Raw genomic sequence first — 16,196 nt, 5'->3', positions numbered from 1 at the left:
TGACCGCCAAAGAGGTCGTGGAAGAGGTAAAGGCCTACGTCGTTTATTCGATCATGGCGACCTTCATATTATGGTACTTTCGTTAGTCGCTAAAAAACCAAGCTATGGCTACGAAATTATCAAGGATATTCAAGAAGCCTCAAATGGCTTGTATGTGCCAAGCCCGGGTGTTATTTATCCTACTCTAACCCTGTTAGAAGAACAAGGCTTCTTGGAGTCTCAGATTGTTGAACGTAATCGAAAAAGTTTTACGATTACGCCGGAAGGCTCTGATCATTTAGCTCAAAATAAAGAAATTGAAGCGGTTATTGCTCGCAAACTGGCTAAAGCACGTGATATGCAACAAGGCAGTAATTTAGCAGAAGATATTGAAATGGCAGTCAGTCGTTTTAAAGCTTTATTACGTCACAAAATGGTTTTAAAACAACTAAACGAAGAGCAGACACGCCAAATTGCCTCCATCATCAATGATGCAGTAAAACAAATTGAAGAAGTGAATGCATTATTAACTAATAGCGATGAAGATTAATGTAGCTGTCTGGCATTAAACCACCTCATTTCTTTTTTATCCGGCCAACCTTATGCTTTAACAGAGCGCAATGTTGGCTTTTTTATTTGAGCTCCACTCGCAAATGCACTGGAACAGTGCAAAATAGTCATTTCATGCACTAATATAGTGCAACACGACCAATACAGCATGATGAAAATCCCTCGTCCTCACGTAACAATCAGTATTTGCTATAATTAAAAAGTTGGCACGCTTTTCGCTTATCTATTTATAGAGCGCGTACTAACGACTTTTATATGACTAGCACGCCAGACAAACAACAAACACACCCTCAAAAATAGCTTGTGATTTGTTGATTAGACCCGACCAGGAGAGCCGAGATGTCCGCTGAACATGTTTTATCGTTAATTAAAGAGCACAATGTTAGATTTATTGATCTGCGTTTTACCGACACTAAAGGTAAAGAGCAACACATCACTATCCCTGCTCACCAAGTTGACGAAGACTTCTTTGAAGAAGGCCAGATGTTTGATGGTTCATCTATTGGTGGCTGGAAAGGCATCAATGAGTCAGACATGGTATTAATGCCTGACGCGTCTACCGCGATGTTAGACCCGTTCTTTGCCGATATCACATTGATTATACGCTGCGATATTTTAGAGCCGGGCACAATGCAAGGTTATGACAGAGACCCACGTTCAATTTCAAAACGCGCAGAAGATTTCCTGCGCTCTAGCGGGATTGCTGATATCGTTCTCTTTGGACCAGAGCCTGAATTTTTCGTGTTTGATGACATTCGTTTTGGCAACAACATGCACGGTAGCTACTACCATATCGATGATATCGAAGCGGCATGGAATACAGGAACCAAATACGAAGGTGGCAATAAAGGCCATCGCCCTGCAGTAAAAGGCGGTTACTTCCCCGTTCCACCGGTTGATTCATCACAAGACTTGCGTTCAGCCATGTGTACCACAATGGAAGAGATGGGCTTAGTTGTTGAAGCTCACCACCATGAAGTAGCGACCGCAGGCCAAAACGAAGTGGCTACCCGCTTTAATACCATGACCAAAAAAGCGGATGAAACTCAGATTTATAAATATGTCGTTCACAATGTTGCCCATGCATACGGCAAAACAGCGACCTTTATGCCAAAACCTTTAGTGGGTGATAATGGTTCTGGTATGCACTGCCATATGTCTTTATCTAAAGGTGGTGTGAACCTGTTCGCAGGTGACAAATACGGCGGTTTATCAGAAATGGCGCTGTACTACATCGGCGGTATTATTAAGCATGCACGTGCGCTGAACGCATTTACTAACCCAACCACTAACTCATACAAACGTTTAGTTCCGGGCTTTGAAGCGCCAGTCATGTTGGCATACTCTGCACGTAACCGCTCTGCTTCGATTCGTATTCCAGTGGTTGCGAGTACAAAAGCACGCCGTATTGAAGTTCGCTTCCCAGACCCTGCAGCTAACCCATATTTAGCGTTTGCAGCCCAGCTAATGGCGGGTCTTGATGGCATCATCAATAAAATCCACCCTGGCGATGCGATGGACAAAAACTTATACGACTTACCACCGGAAGAAGCCAAAGAAATCCCAACAGTTTCAGGTTCTTTAGATGAAGCGTTAGCCGAATTAGATAAAGACCGTGAATTCTTAACCCGTGGTGGTGTATTCACTAATGATGCTATCGATGCCTATATCGAATTAACCCGTGCCGACATCCAACGTGTTCGTATGGCACCACACCCTCTCGAATTTGAAATGTACTACAGTGTGTAACACGCCGTTCCACTGTTAGTCTTTGTTGCCGTGAAGCACTTGCCCCATCTTTCGATGGGGCCTTTTATCTCTAAGGTACTTACGCAACAAAAATCAAATATCGGTTGTTTGGTCTATCAGGTATAATGCACCAAAATAGTGCAGGAGCAACATTACATGAAAACCGAACACTTGCCAGCACCGGAACATATTCTCGACTCTCTCATTAATAGCGTGCTAATTTTGGATTACGACTTGGTTATCCATTACGCCAACCATGCTGCACTCCAGATCTTAACCCAAAGCCAGCGCAAGCTATATGGTACGCCTCTCCCCCTGTTATTCAGCTATTGTTCACTCAATGATGAACTGATGCTCAATAGCCTAAAAGAAGGCCATAGCTTTACCGAAAATGAAGTCACTTTAGTGTTTAACAACCATTCTCATGTGATGTCGTGCAGCGCCCAGCCTTTTTCAGAACAATTTATTTTAGTTGAGCTTTCACAATTAGATAGCCAGCGACGTTTGAGCCAAGAACTCGCACAAAATGCCCAGCAGCTCGCTGCCCGTGAACTGATCCGTGGGCTTGCTCACGAGATTAAAAACCCACTCGGGGGTTTGCGAGGCGCTGCACAACTGCTCTCTAAAGCGCTGCCTGACCCACAATTAAATGAATATACTCAAGTGATTATCGAACAGGCCGACCGCCTGCGAGCACTGGTTGATAGGCTACTTGGGCCACAATACCCGGGGCCGAAAACGCAACAAAGTATTCATCATATTATGGAAAACGTAACGCGGTTAGTGTCATTAGAAAAACCCGATAATGTAACACTAACTCGTGATTATGACCCAAGTTTGCCTGAATTAGAGTATTACCCAGACCAAATCGAGCAAGTGCTTCTAAATATCACCCGAAACGCCTTACAAGCCCTCGCCGAAACGGGAGGTTATATCACTTTGCGTACACGAACAGCTTTTCAAGTCACATTGCAAGGTGAACGTTATAGATTAGCTGCACGTATTGATATTGAAGATAACGGCCCCGGTATTCCATTGGCAATTCAGGATACGTTGTTCTATCCCATGGTCAGCGGACGAGCTGATGGCACAGGGCTTGGCCTGTCGATTGCTCGCAGTTTAGTTGACCAACACGCAGGAAAAATCGAATTTACCAGTTGGCCGGGCCACACTGAGTTTTCCATTTATCTGCCAATTAAGAAATAGGAGATAACCATGACGCAGGGAAAAATTTGGGTGGTTGATGATGATAGCTCCATCCGTTGGGTACTTGAGCGCGCATTAAATAACGCTAACTTTGCTTGTACCTGCTTTGATAGTGCGAATGCAGTGCTCAGCGCATTAGAAAACTCACTCCCTGATGTGTTGTTATCAGATATCCGTATGCCAGGAAAAAATGGTATTGAGCTACTAAATACCATTAAACAATCGCACCCCCTTTTACCGATTATTATCATGACCGCACACTCTGACCTTGATGCTGCCGTGAATGCCTACCAATCAGGTGCTTTTGATTACTTGCCAAAACCTTTCGATATTGATGAAACCGTTGCCTTGGTCGAACGTGCACTGAATCATAGCCGTGAACAAAACCATGCAGGCCGTGAAGCTAAACCAGCCACCCCCGTTGTTTCTTCGACAATGATCGGTGAAGCACCAGCAATGCAAGAGGTTTATCGTATTATTGGCCGTTTATCACGTTCATCAATTAGTGTACTTATTAATGGTGAATCAGGTACCGGGAAAGAACTGGTTGCCCACGCTTTACATCAGCACAGCCCTCGCGCCGATGCCCCTTTTATTGCACTAAATATGGCAGCCATCCCCAAAGACTTAATTGAATCAGAGCTATTTGGTCACGAAAAAGGCGCTTTCACCGGTGCGAGCCAAGTACGCCAAGGGCGATTCGAACAAGCCAACCATGGCTCGTTATTTTTAGATGAAATCGGTGATATGCCCCTTGATGTACAAACTCGCTTGTTACGTGTGCTGGCGGAAGGGCAATTCTACCGTATTGGCGGTTATACCCCAGTCAATGTGGATGTGCGGATTATTGCAGCAACCCACCAAGACCTCGAAAAACGGGTTAAAGAAGGCTTATTTCGCGAAGACTTATTTCATCGGTTAAATGTCATTCGAGTGCAATTACCGCCATTACGCGAACGCATTGAAGATATCCCGCGTCTCGCCGATTATTTTTTACAAAATACGGCTAAAGAACTCGGTGTCGAGGCTAAGGTTCTCCACCCCGATAGCGAAAAAATTCTTCAACGCTATTACTGGTCGGGTAATGTTCGCCAATTAGAAAATGTCTGCCGTTGGTTAACCGTGATGGCGGCAAGCCAAGAAATTTTACCGCAAGATTTGCCCGATGATTTGCTAGAAGAGCGCCCACAACAAAATACAGTGGTAAAATCATCGCAAGCCGATGCCATGCCAACACAATCATTGTCATCGCACAATCCGAGTTCTGCCGCTCAGTGGTTTGAATTACTTGAAGAGTGGACCGATAACGCCTTAATAGAAGGCAAAGAAAACCTCTTTGCACAGACTATTCCCTTATTAGAGCGAACAATGTTAAATTGCGCGTTGAAATACACCAATGGACACAAACAAGAAGCCGCCCGTTTATTAGGTTGGGGAAGAAATACGTTAACTCGAAAATTAAAAGAGCTAGGAATTGAATAACTTCAAATGTTCACTATCATATTAAGATAATGTACGAAGTAATTTATTACTTCATACTTATCTTAATATTAAATAATTAGACCTTGATATTCAGGAATTAATTATTGATTTTACTATTCCAACACCAATTAACACAATGAATAATAAACAAAATAAAAAAAAGATATTGCAAGCAGAAAGCTTATTATCACCTGAACAGAATTTCAATTTATACAAGTAGCATTAATACAAAAATAACGTCGTTTATAGGAAATTTATAACAATGAACACTGTAGCTTAAACGTATCTATAAATAAGAAACTTCTTATGTAGCCTTAGCATAATTAATTAAAATTAAGGCTACTCAATTGAATTTAATCGAAGATATTCAAAGGGTAATTTAATGTTTTCTGAAAACCGAGATTAATCACCCTGCAATTTTCATTCATATCCTGAATGGTAATAACCTTTATTTATTCAAAAAATGAAATAAGTAGCACTTTTAGACCTACGAAATTCGATAGTTATACTATTATTTCGTTTTACGATAGTACAAATAAAACATTCTTCAAATGTGGTCTGATGTGCCAGGGCCTTATAAACCCAAATAATCACCATATGAGAGACAAATTAAATTTATCTCCCACATTATAATTATTCTTAGTTTTATATCGTTATTTCACTTTAGTAAAAAACTCATCTAAAAATATATTTACCTTAAGATAAAATAGAACTTCAATTGCTCTCCCATACGGTGTTAACTTAATTAAAAAAATTAAATACTTCAAAATTTAATTATATTTTACCAAATTTTACAAAACTTGTTTATTTTAAAAAATAGTTTCAAAATACTCTCCAATTGAGTAATTGGTAATTCCACCTACTCAATGAAAAATAAATAATTATCTTTTGGAGAAAAACAAATGAAAAAAAACTTACTTGCATCATTAATTGCTGCAACCTCAATCTTTGCTGTTAATAATGCATTAGCTGCAGATGGTACTATCGACTTTACCGGTGAAATCATTGACCAAGCATGTGAATTAGCTGCGGGCTCTGACGCATTAAAAGTAAACTTAGGCCAAGTATCTAAAAAGGCATTACCAACTGCAGGAAGTACTGCTGCTGCAACTAAATTTACTATTAAATTAATTAACTGCCCAGCTACAGTGACAACGGCTTCAGTTAAATTCGATGCTGACTCTTATATTGGTGACGATGAAGTTATTAAATTAAAAGAAGAAACCGGAGTTGCAACAGGTGTAGGCATTCAAATTACTGACGATACTAATAAAGTCGTTCCACTATTTACCGCATCTAAAGCATACCCATTGAAAGAAAATGTAGAAAATAATTTAGATTTCAGAGCGCGTTATATTGCCAAAACTGACTCTGTAACACCGGGTCCAGCGAACGGTACGGCAACTTTCACAATCAATTATAACTAAGTAACAAATAAGGTTTAAATGGAATTGAACCTTATCTAATAACATTCAATGGTGGTATTATGAGATCTATTATCTATATTTTTATTTCTTTATTTCTGCTAATAAATACTGCAAATGCAGGCGTTATTATTGGTGGAACTCGTGTTATTTATAATGAGGGAAACAAAGATGTTAGTATCAGTGTAGAAAACCCAGATAAGATCCCTTATTTAATTCAATCCTGGATAGATAATATAGATGAAAAAAAACAGTCAGATTTCACTATAACACCACCATTATTTAGGCTTAATGCTGAAAAAACAAATGCACTTAGAATATTTTTAACCGAAAATAAACTACCGAATGATAGAGAATCATTATTCTGGCTAAATATAAAAACGATCCCAGCAACAGAAAGAACAGAAAATTCATTACAAATTGCCTTTAAAACACAGATGAAACTCATTTATCGTCCTAAAGCTTTAAAGGATGTCAATTTTATTGAAGAGCAAAAAAAATTAGTATGGTCTAAATCTGGGAATAAAATTACAGTTAATAACCCAACACCTTATTTTATGAATTTTCAGAGCATCAGCTTTAACGGAACAAAAGCTAATGATGTTTCTTATGCTGCACCTTTCTCAAACGCAACTTTCGAGATTAATAACTCAAATACCAATGGAACAATTAAATGGGAAGTTATTAATGATTATGGCGCCGCACCAGAAGCACTCGAAACGAAAATATAAAACTATAAAATAAGTTGGGCTTTATCATGAAAATAAATAAAATATCTCTAGGCCTACTATTATATTTAGGCTATACCGCATCGTTATATGCTGAAGAAAAAACAGAAAACAATGTCTACTTTGATCCCGATTTCTTAGAGTTGCCGAATAAAGACTCAGTTGATTTATCACAATTTGAGAATAACGAACAATTAGCTGGTGACTACTATGTTGATATTTATGTCAATACTAATTTAATTGGTGCTAAAAATCTTAAATTCGAAAAAAATAGCCAGAACCAATTAATTCCGTGTTTATCACTTGCTGACATTAAAGAATTTGGTATCAAAACAGCGGAATACCCTGAATTGCAAACAGCAGGAAGTCACTGTGTCAATCTTGCCGCGATCCCTGATGCCACCAGTAACTTTGAGTTTGATTCTCAACGTTTATATTTAAGTATTCCTCAAATCGCATTAGACAGAAACCCAAGGGGTTACGTTGACCTAGCTAATATTGATAATGGGATCAATGCACTGTTATTAAATTATAGCTATAACGGGTCGAAAAATTATGATCGTAAAAAAAATGGCTCAGATAATACATCCCATTATGTGAATTTAAGACCCGGTTTAAATATTGGAGCTTGGCGGTTACGGAATTACACCACATGGTCAAGCAATACTGACCAATCTGGTAAATGGGACACCATTTATACCTATGCATCACGTGGCATAAATAGTATCAAAAGTCAGTTAACCTTGGGGGATAGTGTCTCACCTTCGATGGTTTTTGATAGCGTGCCATTTCGCGGAGCTCAGCTTGCGACAGATGATGATATGTCCCCTGAAAGTTTGCGCGGCTATGCACCCGTTGTACGCGGGATAGCGCGTAGCAATGCACAAGTAACGATCCGCCAAAATGGCTACATTATCTACCAAACTGAAGTGGCAGCGGGCCCTTTTGAAATCACAGACTTATACCCAACAGGGGGAAGTGGAGATTTACATGTCACCATCAAAGAATCCAATGGGAGCGAGCAATATCAAATCGTTCCTTTTGCTTCATTACCCGTATTACAGCGTGAGGGGTATTTTTCTTATAGCGTAACAGGCGGGGAATACCGCGCTTATGACAGTAGCATTGATAAAACTAAATTTGGTCAGTTTACCTTAATCTATGGTTTGCCTTACGGTATCACTGCTTATGGTGGTAGCCAAGTCAGTGAGCACTACCAATCTTATTCTATTGGTACGGGTCAAAACCTTGGACGGTTTGGTGCATTATCTATTGATGTTACTCATGCAAATTCAACGCTAAGTAATGATGTTACGGAAAAAGGTCAGTCATACCGTTTTCGCTATAACAAAAATATCAACGACATTGGTACTAATATTGCTTTGGCAGGTTACCGTTATTCCACTAAAGGGTTCTACAGTTTAGCGGAAGTCTTTGATGGCTATAGAAATACGAATTATGTTCCTGAGATTGAGCGCCGCCGTAATCGCGGTGAGATCACTCTCAGTCAAAATTTAGGAGATAGCTTTGGTTCAATTTCAGTCGGTTATATCAATGAGGACTACTGGAATAGTGACCGCAAAACACAATCTGCCACCGTGGGTTACAACAATAGTTGGCAAGGCATCAGTTATAGCTTGAATTATACCTATAACAAAAATACCAATAGTTACTCCTATAGCTCCGGAAGCCGCACGAAAAGTGAAGATAATCATCAACTTGCTTTCTCTGTCAGTGTACCGTTTAGCGTGTTTGATAATACTTTCTACTACAACTTTAACAGTAACAGCAGCAGTAATGGTCCAAGCACAGGCAGTATCGGGCTTTCCGCCTCTCAGCTCAATAACCGCTTAAATTGGAGTATGCAACAAGGCTTTACCACTCGAGAACAAGGCACTAGCGGTAATATGAATGCCTCTTATAAAGGGCAATATGGTGAAGTTTCAGGCGGAACTGGCTATAGCAAAGACAACTATAACCTCTATTACGGGGTTAATGGTAGCTTAGTGGCTCACTCTGGCGGACTAGTTCTTGGCCAGCAATTAGGCGAAACCGCGGCTATTGTAGAAATCCCTGACGCGGGTGATGTTCCTATTTTAAACCAAGCTGGGGTGGTAACAAACAACCAAGGTTATGCGCTCGTACCTTATGTCACTGCTTATCGCAAAAATGTGATTGATATCGATACCTCAGGACTACCTGAAAATACCGAAATGGAATTAACCAGCCAAAGTGTTGCTCCAAGTCGTGGTGCACTGGTGAAAGCCAATTTTGCAGCGAATGTCGGGTACCGTGCCATCATGATATTAAGTTTTGCTGATGGTAAACCCGTGCCTTTCGGTGCTCAGGCCATATTTAAAGATAATCCACAGCTAAATAATATAGTAGGCAATGATGGTGAAATTTATTTATCTGGCTTAGCTGAAAACGGCAGTTTTATTATTCAATACAACGATAAACAGCAATGCCAAGTAAATTATAACTTAGCGGGTATATCGAATTATATGGGGTTATATAAAACAGCAGCGGTTTGCCGATAATAAGGAATAAATAATGAAACATTTTATTTATAAATCAATATTGGCTGTGAGTTGTATATATTTATACTCAGGATATGCTAATGCAGCTTGTACCTTAAATCCAAATTTAAATAATAAACTAGCTAACGTACCGGCTGCAGTATATAACGTTCAATATGATGATAACACACCTAGAGATTTAGGTTCTCTCAGCGCTAGTTTTTCATCAACATCTCAGTGGGTAGCTAGTGATTCGAGCTCTTGTGCTACTTCATACTTAACAGGTAGTTTTATAAATAGCTGGTCACCAAATGCCAATAAAGTTGCCCTGTCTAATATTTCTGGTATTGGTATTTCTGTTACAACTGCAGGCATTGGAGCATTTAATGCATCATGGGATAAAAATAACGCAAATTATAATATATTAACAACGAATTGGAGTATCACAGTAAAAAAACTCGGTTCGGTAACACAAGGTGGCACATTAAGAGCCGGAAATGTTGCAAGGCTAACCGTAACTTACCGTGCACCAACAAATGTGACTTGGACTCTAACAACTTTAAATATGCCTACCAATGCTATTCGTATCAATGTACTTAGCTGTTCATTAAAGAATAATCAGTCAACCTACAATATTGATATGCAAGATTGGTATGATACACAATTTCCCAATATAGGCTCGACCAGCACACCGATTGATATTCCAATTACATTAACTTGTGCAGCTGGCACCAATATTAAAGCAACAGTGACAAGCTCTAAATATGAAGATACAGCGACCGGAAAATTAGGTTTAACTGGTACTAATAGTGCTACAGGAATTGCCGTTCAGTTACTGGATAAAAATAATAATCCGATCAAGTTGAACACGTTAAATAGCCTGCAAAATAATGTGCCGGCTGGTGATTATATGTTTAATTGGAAAGCTCGCTATATAAAAACGGCAGATAATATCACGCCGGGTACAGCGAATGCCTCCGCTACTGTAAATATCCGCTATGAGTAGGAATAAAAAATGAAAATAATACCTAAAAATTTACTTTTACTTAGTAGCTTAATATTCAGTGGGAATTTATTCGCTGCTAGCACTGTCACGTTAAATTTCACCGGTAATATTAGAGCGGCAACTTGTAATATTACTGGTGGTAATAATATTGATATTGACCTGAAAAGTATTTCAGCTGATGTATTTCGCAATGCGAGCTCGGGTTCTAACTGGAATACATTTAATATTAGTCTCAATAATTGTTCATCTTTTATTAATCAAGTAAAGCTGACATTTACAGGGACGGCGGATACCGCGGATGTAGCAAGTTTATACAAAAATCAAGGCACAGCTAAAAACCTAGCCGTACAACTACAAAATGGTAATGGAACAACTGCATTAGGTAACCAAAAAGTATTACAAGTTCCGACAAATGGGCAAGCGAATATTAATATTCCATTACGTACACGTGCCTTTAGCTCATTAGGTAATGCCACACCAGGAACCATTTCCGCCAATATTACGGCAACAATTACCTATTTATAAAAGAGAAAATAATATGAGACATTTTATCCTATTACTATCACTAATGAGCTGTTCTTTAACTGCATTTGGGCTAACTGCAAATATTAAAGTACATGGTGTCGTTATTGCTGCTCCTTGTGAAGTCGAAAAAAATAATTATTTAATTGATTTGAAAAAAATTAATATTTGGAATATCAAAGATACGCAGAAATCTCCGTGGGTTAATTTTTCCGTGAAGCTAAAAAATTGCCCTGTCGGTACCACTATAGCTGTAATGAAAATATCTGGCACTCCGGATGCAACAGTCACGGAACATTTTATTAATAATGGTACGGCGAAAAATGTGGCATTAAATTTAGCCAATACTACCAATAAAACAACAATAAAAAATGGTGATACGATTACTGCGAATGTTAATACACAAACACGAAATGTTGAAATTCCATTATCGGCAAGAGTATCCGGTTATGGCAATGGAATGATTGCAGGTTCTTTTAAAAGCCACTTAGAATTCACATTTACTTATCAATAATCAAATATAATTTCTTATTATAATCACACACACCTTAATAGGAGATAATGATATGCCTAGCCACTACCCTATCTCAAAAATAATTGGCAATAAAATCACTTATTATCGAAAAATGAAAGGAATGACATTAGAGAATTTATCTAAAGTAGTAGGAGTGAGTGAACAACAGCAATCACGCTATGAGCGTGGTATTAATCGAATTAATATTGATAGGCTTTATCATTACTCTAAGATATTTGAAATTGATATTATAGATTTTTTTATTTTCAATTCTAGGGAGATCAATGAGATTGAGCATGCAAAAGAAAAATATTTAAATAAAAAAGTAAATTTTAAGGATTTTTTATGACTAAAAAGAAAATATTACTGATAATAATAGGTTCAGTTTTTGCTTATTCTGCGTATACACAAGCGGCCTGTATTCAAAACCCGAACTTACGAAATGTTGTGGTTAATGTACCTACGAAAACCTATTCATTACAATATGACGATACAGGAGCACGAGACCTCGATACTATTCGAGTCAATTTTAAAGGCTCACAAGTCAATACATTTTCAGGCCCAAAAAGTAATGGCCAATGCGGTGATGCCTATTTACATGCTGATTATGTGAATGGTTGGGTACCAAACGGTAATAAAATTGCAGCCAGTAATATACCGGGCATCAGCATTCAAGTAAAAGCAACGGAAATTGGTTTCTTGAACACACGTTATGGACCACCAACATTAGCTAACCCAGCTGCTTGGGGTATTCCTAACCCATATTGGACTATTACTATCAAAAAAACAGGACAAGTCACACAGGGCGGAAATTTAAAGGCAGGGCATGTGGGAAGACTAACACAGCGTAACCCTGCACCACATAACAGTACGTGGAATTTAACATCGTTGAATATTCCAGCAGGTGCAATCAAAATTAATGTATTAAAGTGTTCGACAAAAGCGAATAGTTATACGGTTAATTTGGGAACTTGGTACGATACTCAATTTAAAGCAATTGGTACGACTAGCAATAGTGTCAATATACCCATTACATTAAGCTGTGCTGCTGGCACTAATCTAAAAGTGACAGTGACAAGTAGTGCTGGGTATGTTGATACTAATACAGGGAAAATTAAACTGTCAGGACAAGGGCAAGCGACCGGAATCGCCATTCAATTATTAGATAGAAACAGCAACCCAATAAAGCTTAATTCAAAGTTTACTTTGCAAAATAATGTTGCAGGTGGCGACTATATTTTTAATTGGAAAGCTCGATATATTAAAACTGCTAATAATATAACCGCAGGAGCCGCAAATTCAACAGCGTCAGTTAATATAAGATATGAATAAATAACACTCAACATCAATCATAAAAAGAGGTTAATTTACCTACAATTTGATTTTTATTGCTAACATCGAAAAATATCATCGAACAATTGATAAATAGCAAATTTACTATTTAATAAAAATGGTTAATATAGATATATAATCTTTACATAGTGTCTAGTTAGCAATAAAAAATATAATTTTAGGAGTCTATATGTCTTATTCAACATCTCACCTAATTGGTAAAAAAATACTTTTTTATCGAAAAACGAATGGGCTTTCAATTAATGAACTATCAGAGGTTATTGGCATCAGCCCACAACAGCAATCACGATATGAAAGAGGTATAAATAGAATAACGTTAGATAGACTGTTCCAGTATGCAACATATTTTGAGATTGATATTCAATCATTTTTTCAATCTATTGATATTTAATAAATTAAGTAATAATACATAACACTAGAAAAACAAATTACATTAATAATATTTAATTATATTCACATTACAATATTAAATAAGTTAGAGAGAACATTATGAAACGAAAAATATCTAAATCTGTCGGTTTAAAAATAAGGTCATTAAGAGAAAGTCACGGAATGAGTGGTAAAGAATTAAGCATGTTATTAGGTATTAGCCAACAACATCAATCACGCTATGAAAATGGTGAGGTTAATATTCATGTCGATACCATTTACCAATTGGCACAAATATTTAATGTTTCACCAACCTATTTCTTTACTACAGCCGTCACAGAGATTAATAGTACAGAGCTCCCTATTAGCAAAAAGAATTATTTCTCGGCTGAAGCTCTGGTATTTTAACTTCTAAAGATGAGCATTATATTATGCTAGTAAATTAAATCTCGGTGCTATTTCTATTTATAGTATAGCACCGACTTATTGTTCTTTTTTAGATTCATCCACCAACCAATTATGAAATATCGCCATCGCCGGTGTCATAGCTCTCGATTTTAAACGACTTAGCCAATATCCACCTAAAGTCACAGAGATATTAAAAGGTTGAACTAATGTTCCAGCACTTAATTCATGGTTGAACATGCAACTTGGCACCAACGCTACACCGTCGGTTAATAGCGCGGCTTCAACCATCAAACGCGATGAATCAAATACAGGCCCTTTGACGCGCCATGGTTCCACTTCTGCGGCTAAAAACCATTTCTCCCATTCGTCTTTACGATATGAACGCATTAACTGGTGAGATTTTAAATCTAATGGATGTTTCAGCTGATTCGCAACTTTCTCTGAACAAAGCACAGTATGCGCAGTAGAAAATAGTGGTGTATTTTCTACTAGTGGCCATAATCCTTCACCAAAACGAATAGCAAAATCAACGCCTTCAGCAGCTAAATTTACTACATTGTTATGGGTCATAATGCGTAAATCAATATAGGGATATCGTTCAGAGAATTGCGTTAACCTTGGTAATAACCAACCCACCGCAAATGTACCGACCACTGAAATACTTAAAGCTTCTCTATAATGGCCATCCTCAAATTGCAGTAATAGTGACTCTATTTGGTCAAAAGAGCGGCTCAATACGGGCAGCAAGGCAAAGCCTTCTTCGGTTAATGCCAACCCTCTAGGTAAGCGAATGAACAGTTCTAGTCCCAATTGCTCCTCTAACAGCCTAACTTGTTGACTGACAGCGGCCTGAGTGACATTCAATTCTATTCCGGCTCGTGTAAAGCTTAAATGCCGTGCGGAAGCTTCAAATGCCCTAAGTGCATTGAGGGGTAGCCGATGACGATAATTTTCTGCCATAAGATTTTCTTTTACCTCATCGAATTTTATATCGTTTTAAATAATGCTTGAAAGCATGCATACTATTTTTTAACCACGGACTACCCGCTGAAAACCGTATATTAAAGCACTTTACACTTGCTATGAAGTGCTTTCCTGTTCCTGTCAGCAATAACTTAAACTTGTACTTATTGGAATAACTCTATGAAAAATCTTTTTCGTCAGGGGCGAATTTTTGTCGCTCTCAGTGTGGCATTAACGACACTATCCACCCATGCATTCACACAAAAAGATGTCGATAATATAATTAAACCTCTAATGGAACAAAAGCAGATCCCCGGAATGTCTGTAGCCATTTCTGTTGATGGAAAACACTATATTTATCACTATGGTGTGCAGTCTAAGCAAAGTTCAGTCCCTGTCAGTGATGAGACTTTATTTGAGATTGGCTCTTTATCTAAAACCTTTACTGCTACACTCGCAGCCTATGCACAAAACCAAGGAAAACTCGATTTTTCGCAAAAGGTAAGCCACTATCTTCCTGAATTAAAAGGGTCTGCTTTCGACCAAGTGACAGTAATGAACTTGGCTACACACACTTCGGGTTTATCGTTATTTGTGCCTGATAGTATTACGAATTCAGCGGAATTAATCCGTTATTACCAGCAGTGGAAACCGACCAAAGCCATTGGGCAATATCGCTCTTATTCAAATCTTGGTGTGGGATTACTCGGTATCGTTACAGCAAAACAACTCAAAATGCCATTTGAACAAGCGATGGAAAAATTGATGTTGCCTGCACTTGGATTAAAACATACTTATATTCATGTGCCTAAAAACCAACAGAAAAATTATGCCCAAGGTTATAATAAGAACGATCAACCCGTTCGTGTGACACCACAAATTTTAGATGCTGAATCTTATGGTTTAAAATCTAATGCTAAAGATCTAATTCGCTTCTTAGATATTAATATGCAAACGAAGAAAGTAGCAAAACCGTGGCAGGAAGCCGTAGAGAACACACATACGGGGTTCTACATGACCGATTCATTTATGCAAGATATGATGTGGGAAAGCTATTCATGGCCAGTATCTCTTGCTCAATTACAGCAAGGTAATCGAGATGAAATGGCGCTCACACCGCAAAAAGTTGAAGCTATCCATCCTGTAATGCCACCTGAAACTCAGGCTTTTTACAATAAAACAGGTTCAACCAATGGTTTTGCAGCCTATGCGGCATTTATTCCTGAAGACCGAATCGCGGTGGTGATTTTGTCCAACAAATGGTATCCAATCCCTGACCGCATTACCGCGACTTATCAATTAATTGAAAAAATTAATGAATAGATTTCTGACTAAGATAAGATGCTCTAAATAGTTCGTTCTGTCGCTAGGCGTCGAAATGAAGACAGCGCGGGGAGCATACAC

The 16,196-nt window shown here is 38.3% G+C and carries 16 protein-coding genes; 15 read left to right on the top strand and 1 reads right to left on the bottom strand.

The features are described 5' to 3' along the window. From PR767_RS20785 to PR767_RS20720, 14 genes are all read left to right on the top strand, one after another. A partial coding sequence (locus PR767_RS20785; RefSeq protein ID WP_272520889.1) for a PadR family transcriptional regulator occupies positions 1 to 529 on the top strand: 529 nt, incomplete at its 5' end. Positions 530 to 888: 359 nt separating this feature from the next. Then, positions 889 to 2,298, top strand: a complete 1,410-nt coding sequence (gene glnA / locus PR767_RS20780; RefSeq protein ID WP_004266097.1) for a glutamate--ammonia ligase — start codon at positions 889 to 891, stop codon at positions 2,296 to 2,298. A 156-nt stretch (positions 2,299 to 2,454) separates the two neighbouring features. Further along, positions 2,455 to 3,504: a nitrogen regulation protein NR(II) gene (gene glnL, locus PR767_RS20775; RefSeq protein WP_272520888.1), complete on the top strand. Its 1,050-nt coding sequence runs from the start codon at positions 2,455 to 2,457 to the stop codon at positions 3,502 to 3,504. Positions 3,505 to 3,513: 9 nt separating this feature from the next. Beyond that, entirely contained in the window at positions 3,514 to 4,986 is a 1,473-nt protein-coding gene (glnG, locus tag PR767_RS20770) for a nitrogen regulation protein NR(I) (protein WP_272520887.1), read from the top strand. Positions 4,987 to 5,888: 902 nt separating this feature from the next. Continuing rightward, positions 5,889 to 6,413, top strand: a complete 525-nt coding sequence (locus PR767_RS20765) for a fimbrial protein (RefSeq protein ID WP_109912401.1) — start codon at positions 5,889 to 5,891, stop codon at positions 6,411 to 6,413. A 59-nt stretch (positions 6,414 to 6,472) separates the two neighbouring features. Then, a complete protein-coding gene (locus PR767_RS20760) occupies positions 6,473 to 7,141 on the top strand; it encodes a fimbrial biogenesis chaperone (RefSeq protein ID WP_004266101.1) in 669 nt (222 codons plus the stop codon). A gap of 26 nt (positions 7,142 to 7,167) precedes the next feature. Continuing rightward, on the top strand, positions 7,168 to 9,678 hold the full coding sequence (locus PR767_RS20755) for a fimbria/pilus outer membrane usher protein (protein WP_211889005.1): 2,511 nt from the start codon (positions 7,168 to 7,170) through the stop codon (positions 9,676 to 9,678). Between the two features lie 13 nt (positions 9,679 to 9,691). Beyond that, complete coding sequence (locus PR767_RS20750; protein ID WP_272520885.1) at positions 9,692 to 10,663, top strand: fimbrial protein; 972 nt, start codon at positions 9,692 to 9,694, stop codon at positions 10,661 to 10,663. A 9-nt stretch (positions 10,664 to 10,672) separates the two neighbouring features. Then, the gene (locus PR767_RS20745) at positions 10,673 to 11,188 is read left to right on the top strand and encodes a fimbrial protein (protein ID WP_210840378.1); all 516 of its coding nucleotides are present in this window, start codon (positions 10,673 to 10,675) and stop codon (positions 11,186 to 11,188) included. 13 nt (positions 11,189 to 11,201) lie between these two features. Further along, positions 11,202 to 11,699 carry a fimbrial protein gene (locus PR767_RS20740; protein WP_227024232.1) on the top strand — a complete coding sequence of 166 codons (498 nt, stop codon included), beginning with the start codon at positions 11,202 to 11,204 and terminating at the stop codon, positions 11,697 to 11,699. A gap of 52 nt (positions 11,700 to 11,751) precedes the next feature. Beyond that, a complete protein-coding gene (locus PR767_RS20735) occupies positions 11,752 to 12,048 on the top strand; it encodes a helix-turn-helix domain-containing protein (RefSeq protein ID WP_272520884.1) in 297 nt (98 codons plus the stop codon). Continuing rightward, positions 12,045 to 13,031, top strand: coding sequence for a fimbrial protein (locus tag PR767_RS20730; RefSeq protein ID WP_109912397.1), 987 nt, complete (start codon positions 12,045 to 12,047; stop codon positions 13,029 to 13,031). Before PR767_RS20735 ends, PR767_RS20730 begins: the two co-directional genes overlap by 4 nt. A 190-nt stretch (positions 13,032 to 13,221) precedes the next feature. Then, positions 13,222 to 13,443, top strand: coding sequence for a helix-turn-helix domain-containing protein (locus PR767_RS20725; protein ID WP_004266109.1), 222 nt, complete (start codon positions 13,222 to 13,224; stop codon positions 13,441 to 13,443). A 98-nt stretch (positions 13,444 to 13,541) separates the two neighbouring features. Next, on the top strand, positions 13,542 to 13,829 hold the full coding sequence (locus PR767_RS20720; protein WP_042851462.1) for a helix-turn-helix domain-containing protein: 288 nt from the start codon (positions 13,542 to 13,544) through the stop codon (positions 13,827 to 13,829). Between the two features lie 75 nt (positions 13,830 to 13,904). Here the strand turns inward: PR767_RS20720 and PR767_RS20715 are convergent, their stop codons facing one another. After that, entirely contained in the window at positions 13,905 to 14,789 is an 885-nt protein-coding gene (locus PR767_RS20715; RefSeq protein WP_004266111.1) for a LysR family transcriptional regulator, read from the bottom strand. Positions 14,790 to 14,972: 183 nt separating this feature from the next. Here PR767_RS20715 and ampC point away from each other — a divergent pair, with 183 nt between their 5' ends. Then, entirely contained in the window at positions 14,973 to 16,115 is a 1,143-nt protein-coding gene (gene ampC / locus PR767_RS20710) for a class C beta-lactamase (protein ID WP_110731467.1), read from the top strand. Positions 16,116 to 16,196: the final 81 nt, after the last annotated feature.

The organism is Providencia sp. PROV223 (genome assembly GCF_028479245.1).
Taxonomy (GTDB): domain Bacteria; phylum Pseudomonadota; class Gammaproteobacteria; order Enterobacterales; family Enterobacteriaceae; genus Providencia; species Providencia rettgeri.
The sequence above is the reverse complement of the archived record's forward strand: the minus strand, read 5'-3'. Positions and strand labels throughout refer to the sequence as shown.

Coding starts and splice junctions, on each gene's coding strand:
- PR767_RS20715 (WP_004266111.1), bottom strand. CDS start 14,789: ATGGCAGAAAATTATCGTCATCGGCTACCCCTCAATGCACTTAGGGCA.
- PR767_RS20745 (WP_210840378.1), top strand. CDS start 10,673: ATGAAAATAATACCTAAAAATTTACTTTTACTTAGTAGCTTAATATTC.
- PR767_RS20740 (WP_227024232.1), top strand. CDS start 11,202: ATGAGACATTTTATCCTATTACTATCACTAATGAGCTGTTCTTTAACT.
- glnA (WP_004266097.1), top strand. CDS start 889: ATGTCCGCTGAACATGTTTTATCGTTAATTAAAGAGCACAATGTTAGA.
- PR767_RS20730 (WP_109912397.1), top strand. CDS start 12,045: ATGACTAAAAAGAAAATATTACTGATAATAATAGGTTCAGTTTTTGCT.
- glnL (WP_272520888.1), top strand. CDS start 2,455: ATGAAAACCGAACACTTGCCAGCACCGGAACATATTCTCGACTCTCTC.
- PR767_RS20760 (WP_004266101.1), top strand. CDS start 6,473: ATGAGATCTATTATCTATATTTTTATTTCTTTATTTCTGCTAATAAAT.
- PR767_RS20765 (WP_109912401.1), top strand. CDS start 5,889: ATGAAAAAAAACTTACTTGCATCATTAATTGCTGCAACCTCAATCTTT.
- ampC (WP_110731467.1), top strand. CDS start 14,973: ATGAAAAATCTTTTTCGTCAGGGGCGAATTTTTGTCGCTCTCAGTGTG.
- PR767_RS20735 (WP_272520884.1), top strand. CDS start 11,752: ATGCCTAGCCACTACCCTATCTCAAAAATAATTGGCAATAAAATCACT.
- PR767_RS20720 (WP_042851462.1), top strand. CDS start 13,542: ATGAAACGAAAAATATCTAAATCTGTCGGTTTAAAAATAAGGTCATTA.
- glnG (WP_272520887.1), top strand. CDS start 3,514: ATGACGCAGGGAAAAATTTGGGTGGTTGATGATGATAGCTCCATCCGT.
- PR767_RS20755 (WP_211889005.1), top strand. CDS start 7,168: ATGAAAATAAATAAAATATCTCTAGGCCTACTATTATATTTAGGCTAT.
- PR767_RS20725 (WP_004266109.1), top strand. CDS start 13,222: ATGTCTTATTCAACATCTCACCTAATTGGTAAAAAAATACTTTTTTAT.
- PR767_RS20750 (WP_272520885.1), top strand. CDS start 9,692: ATGAAACATTTTATTTATAAATCAATATTGGCTGTGAGTTGTATATAT.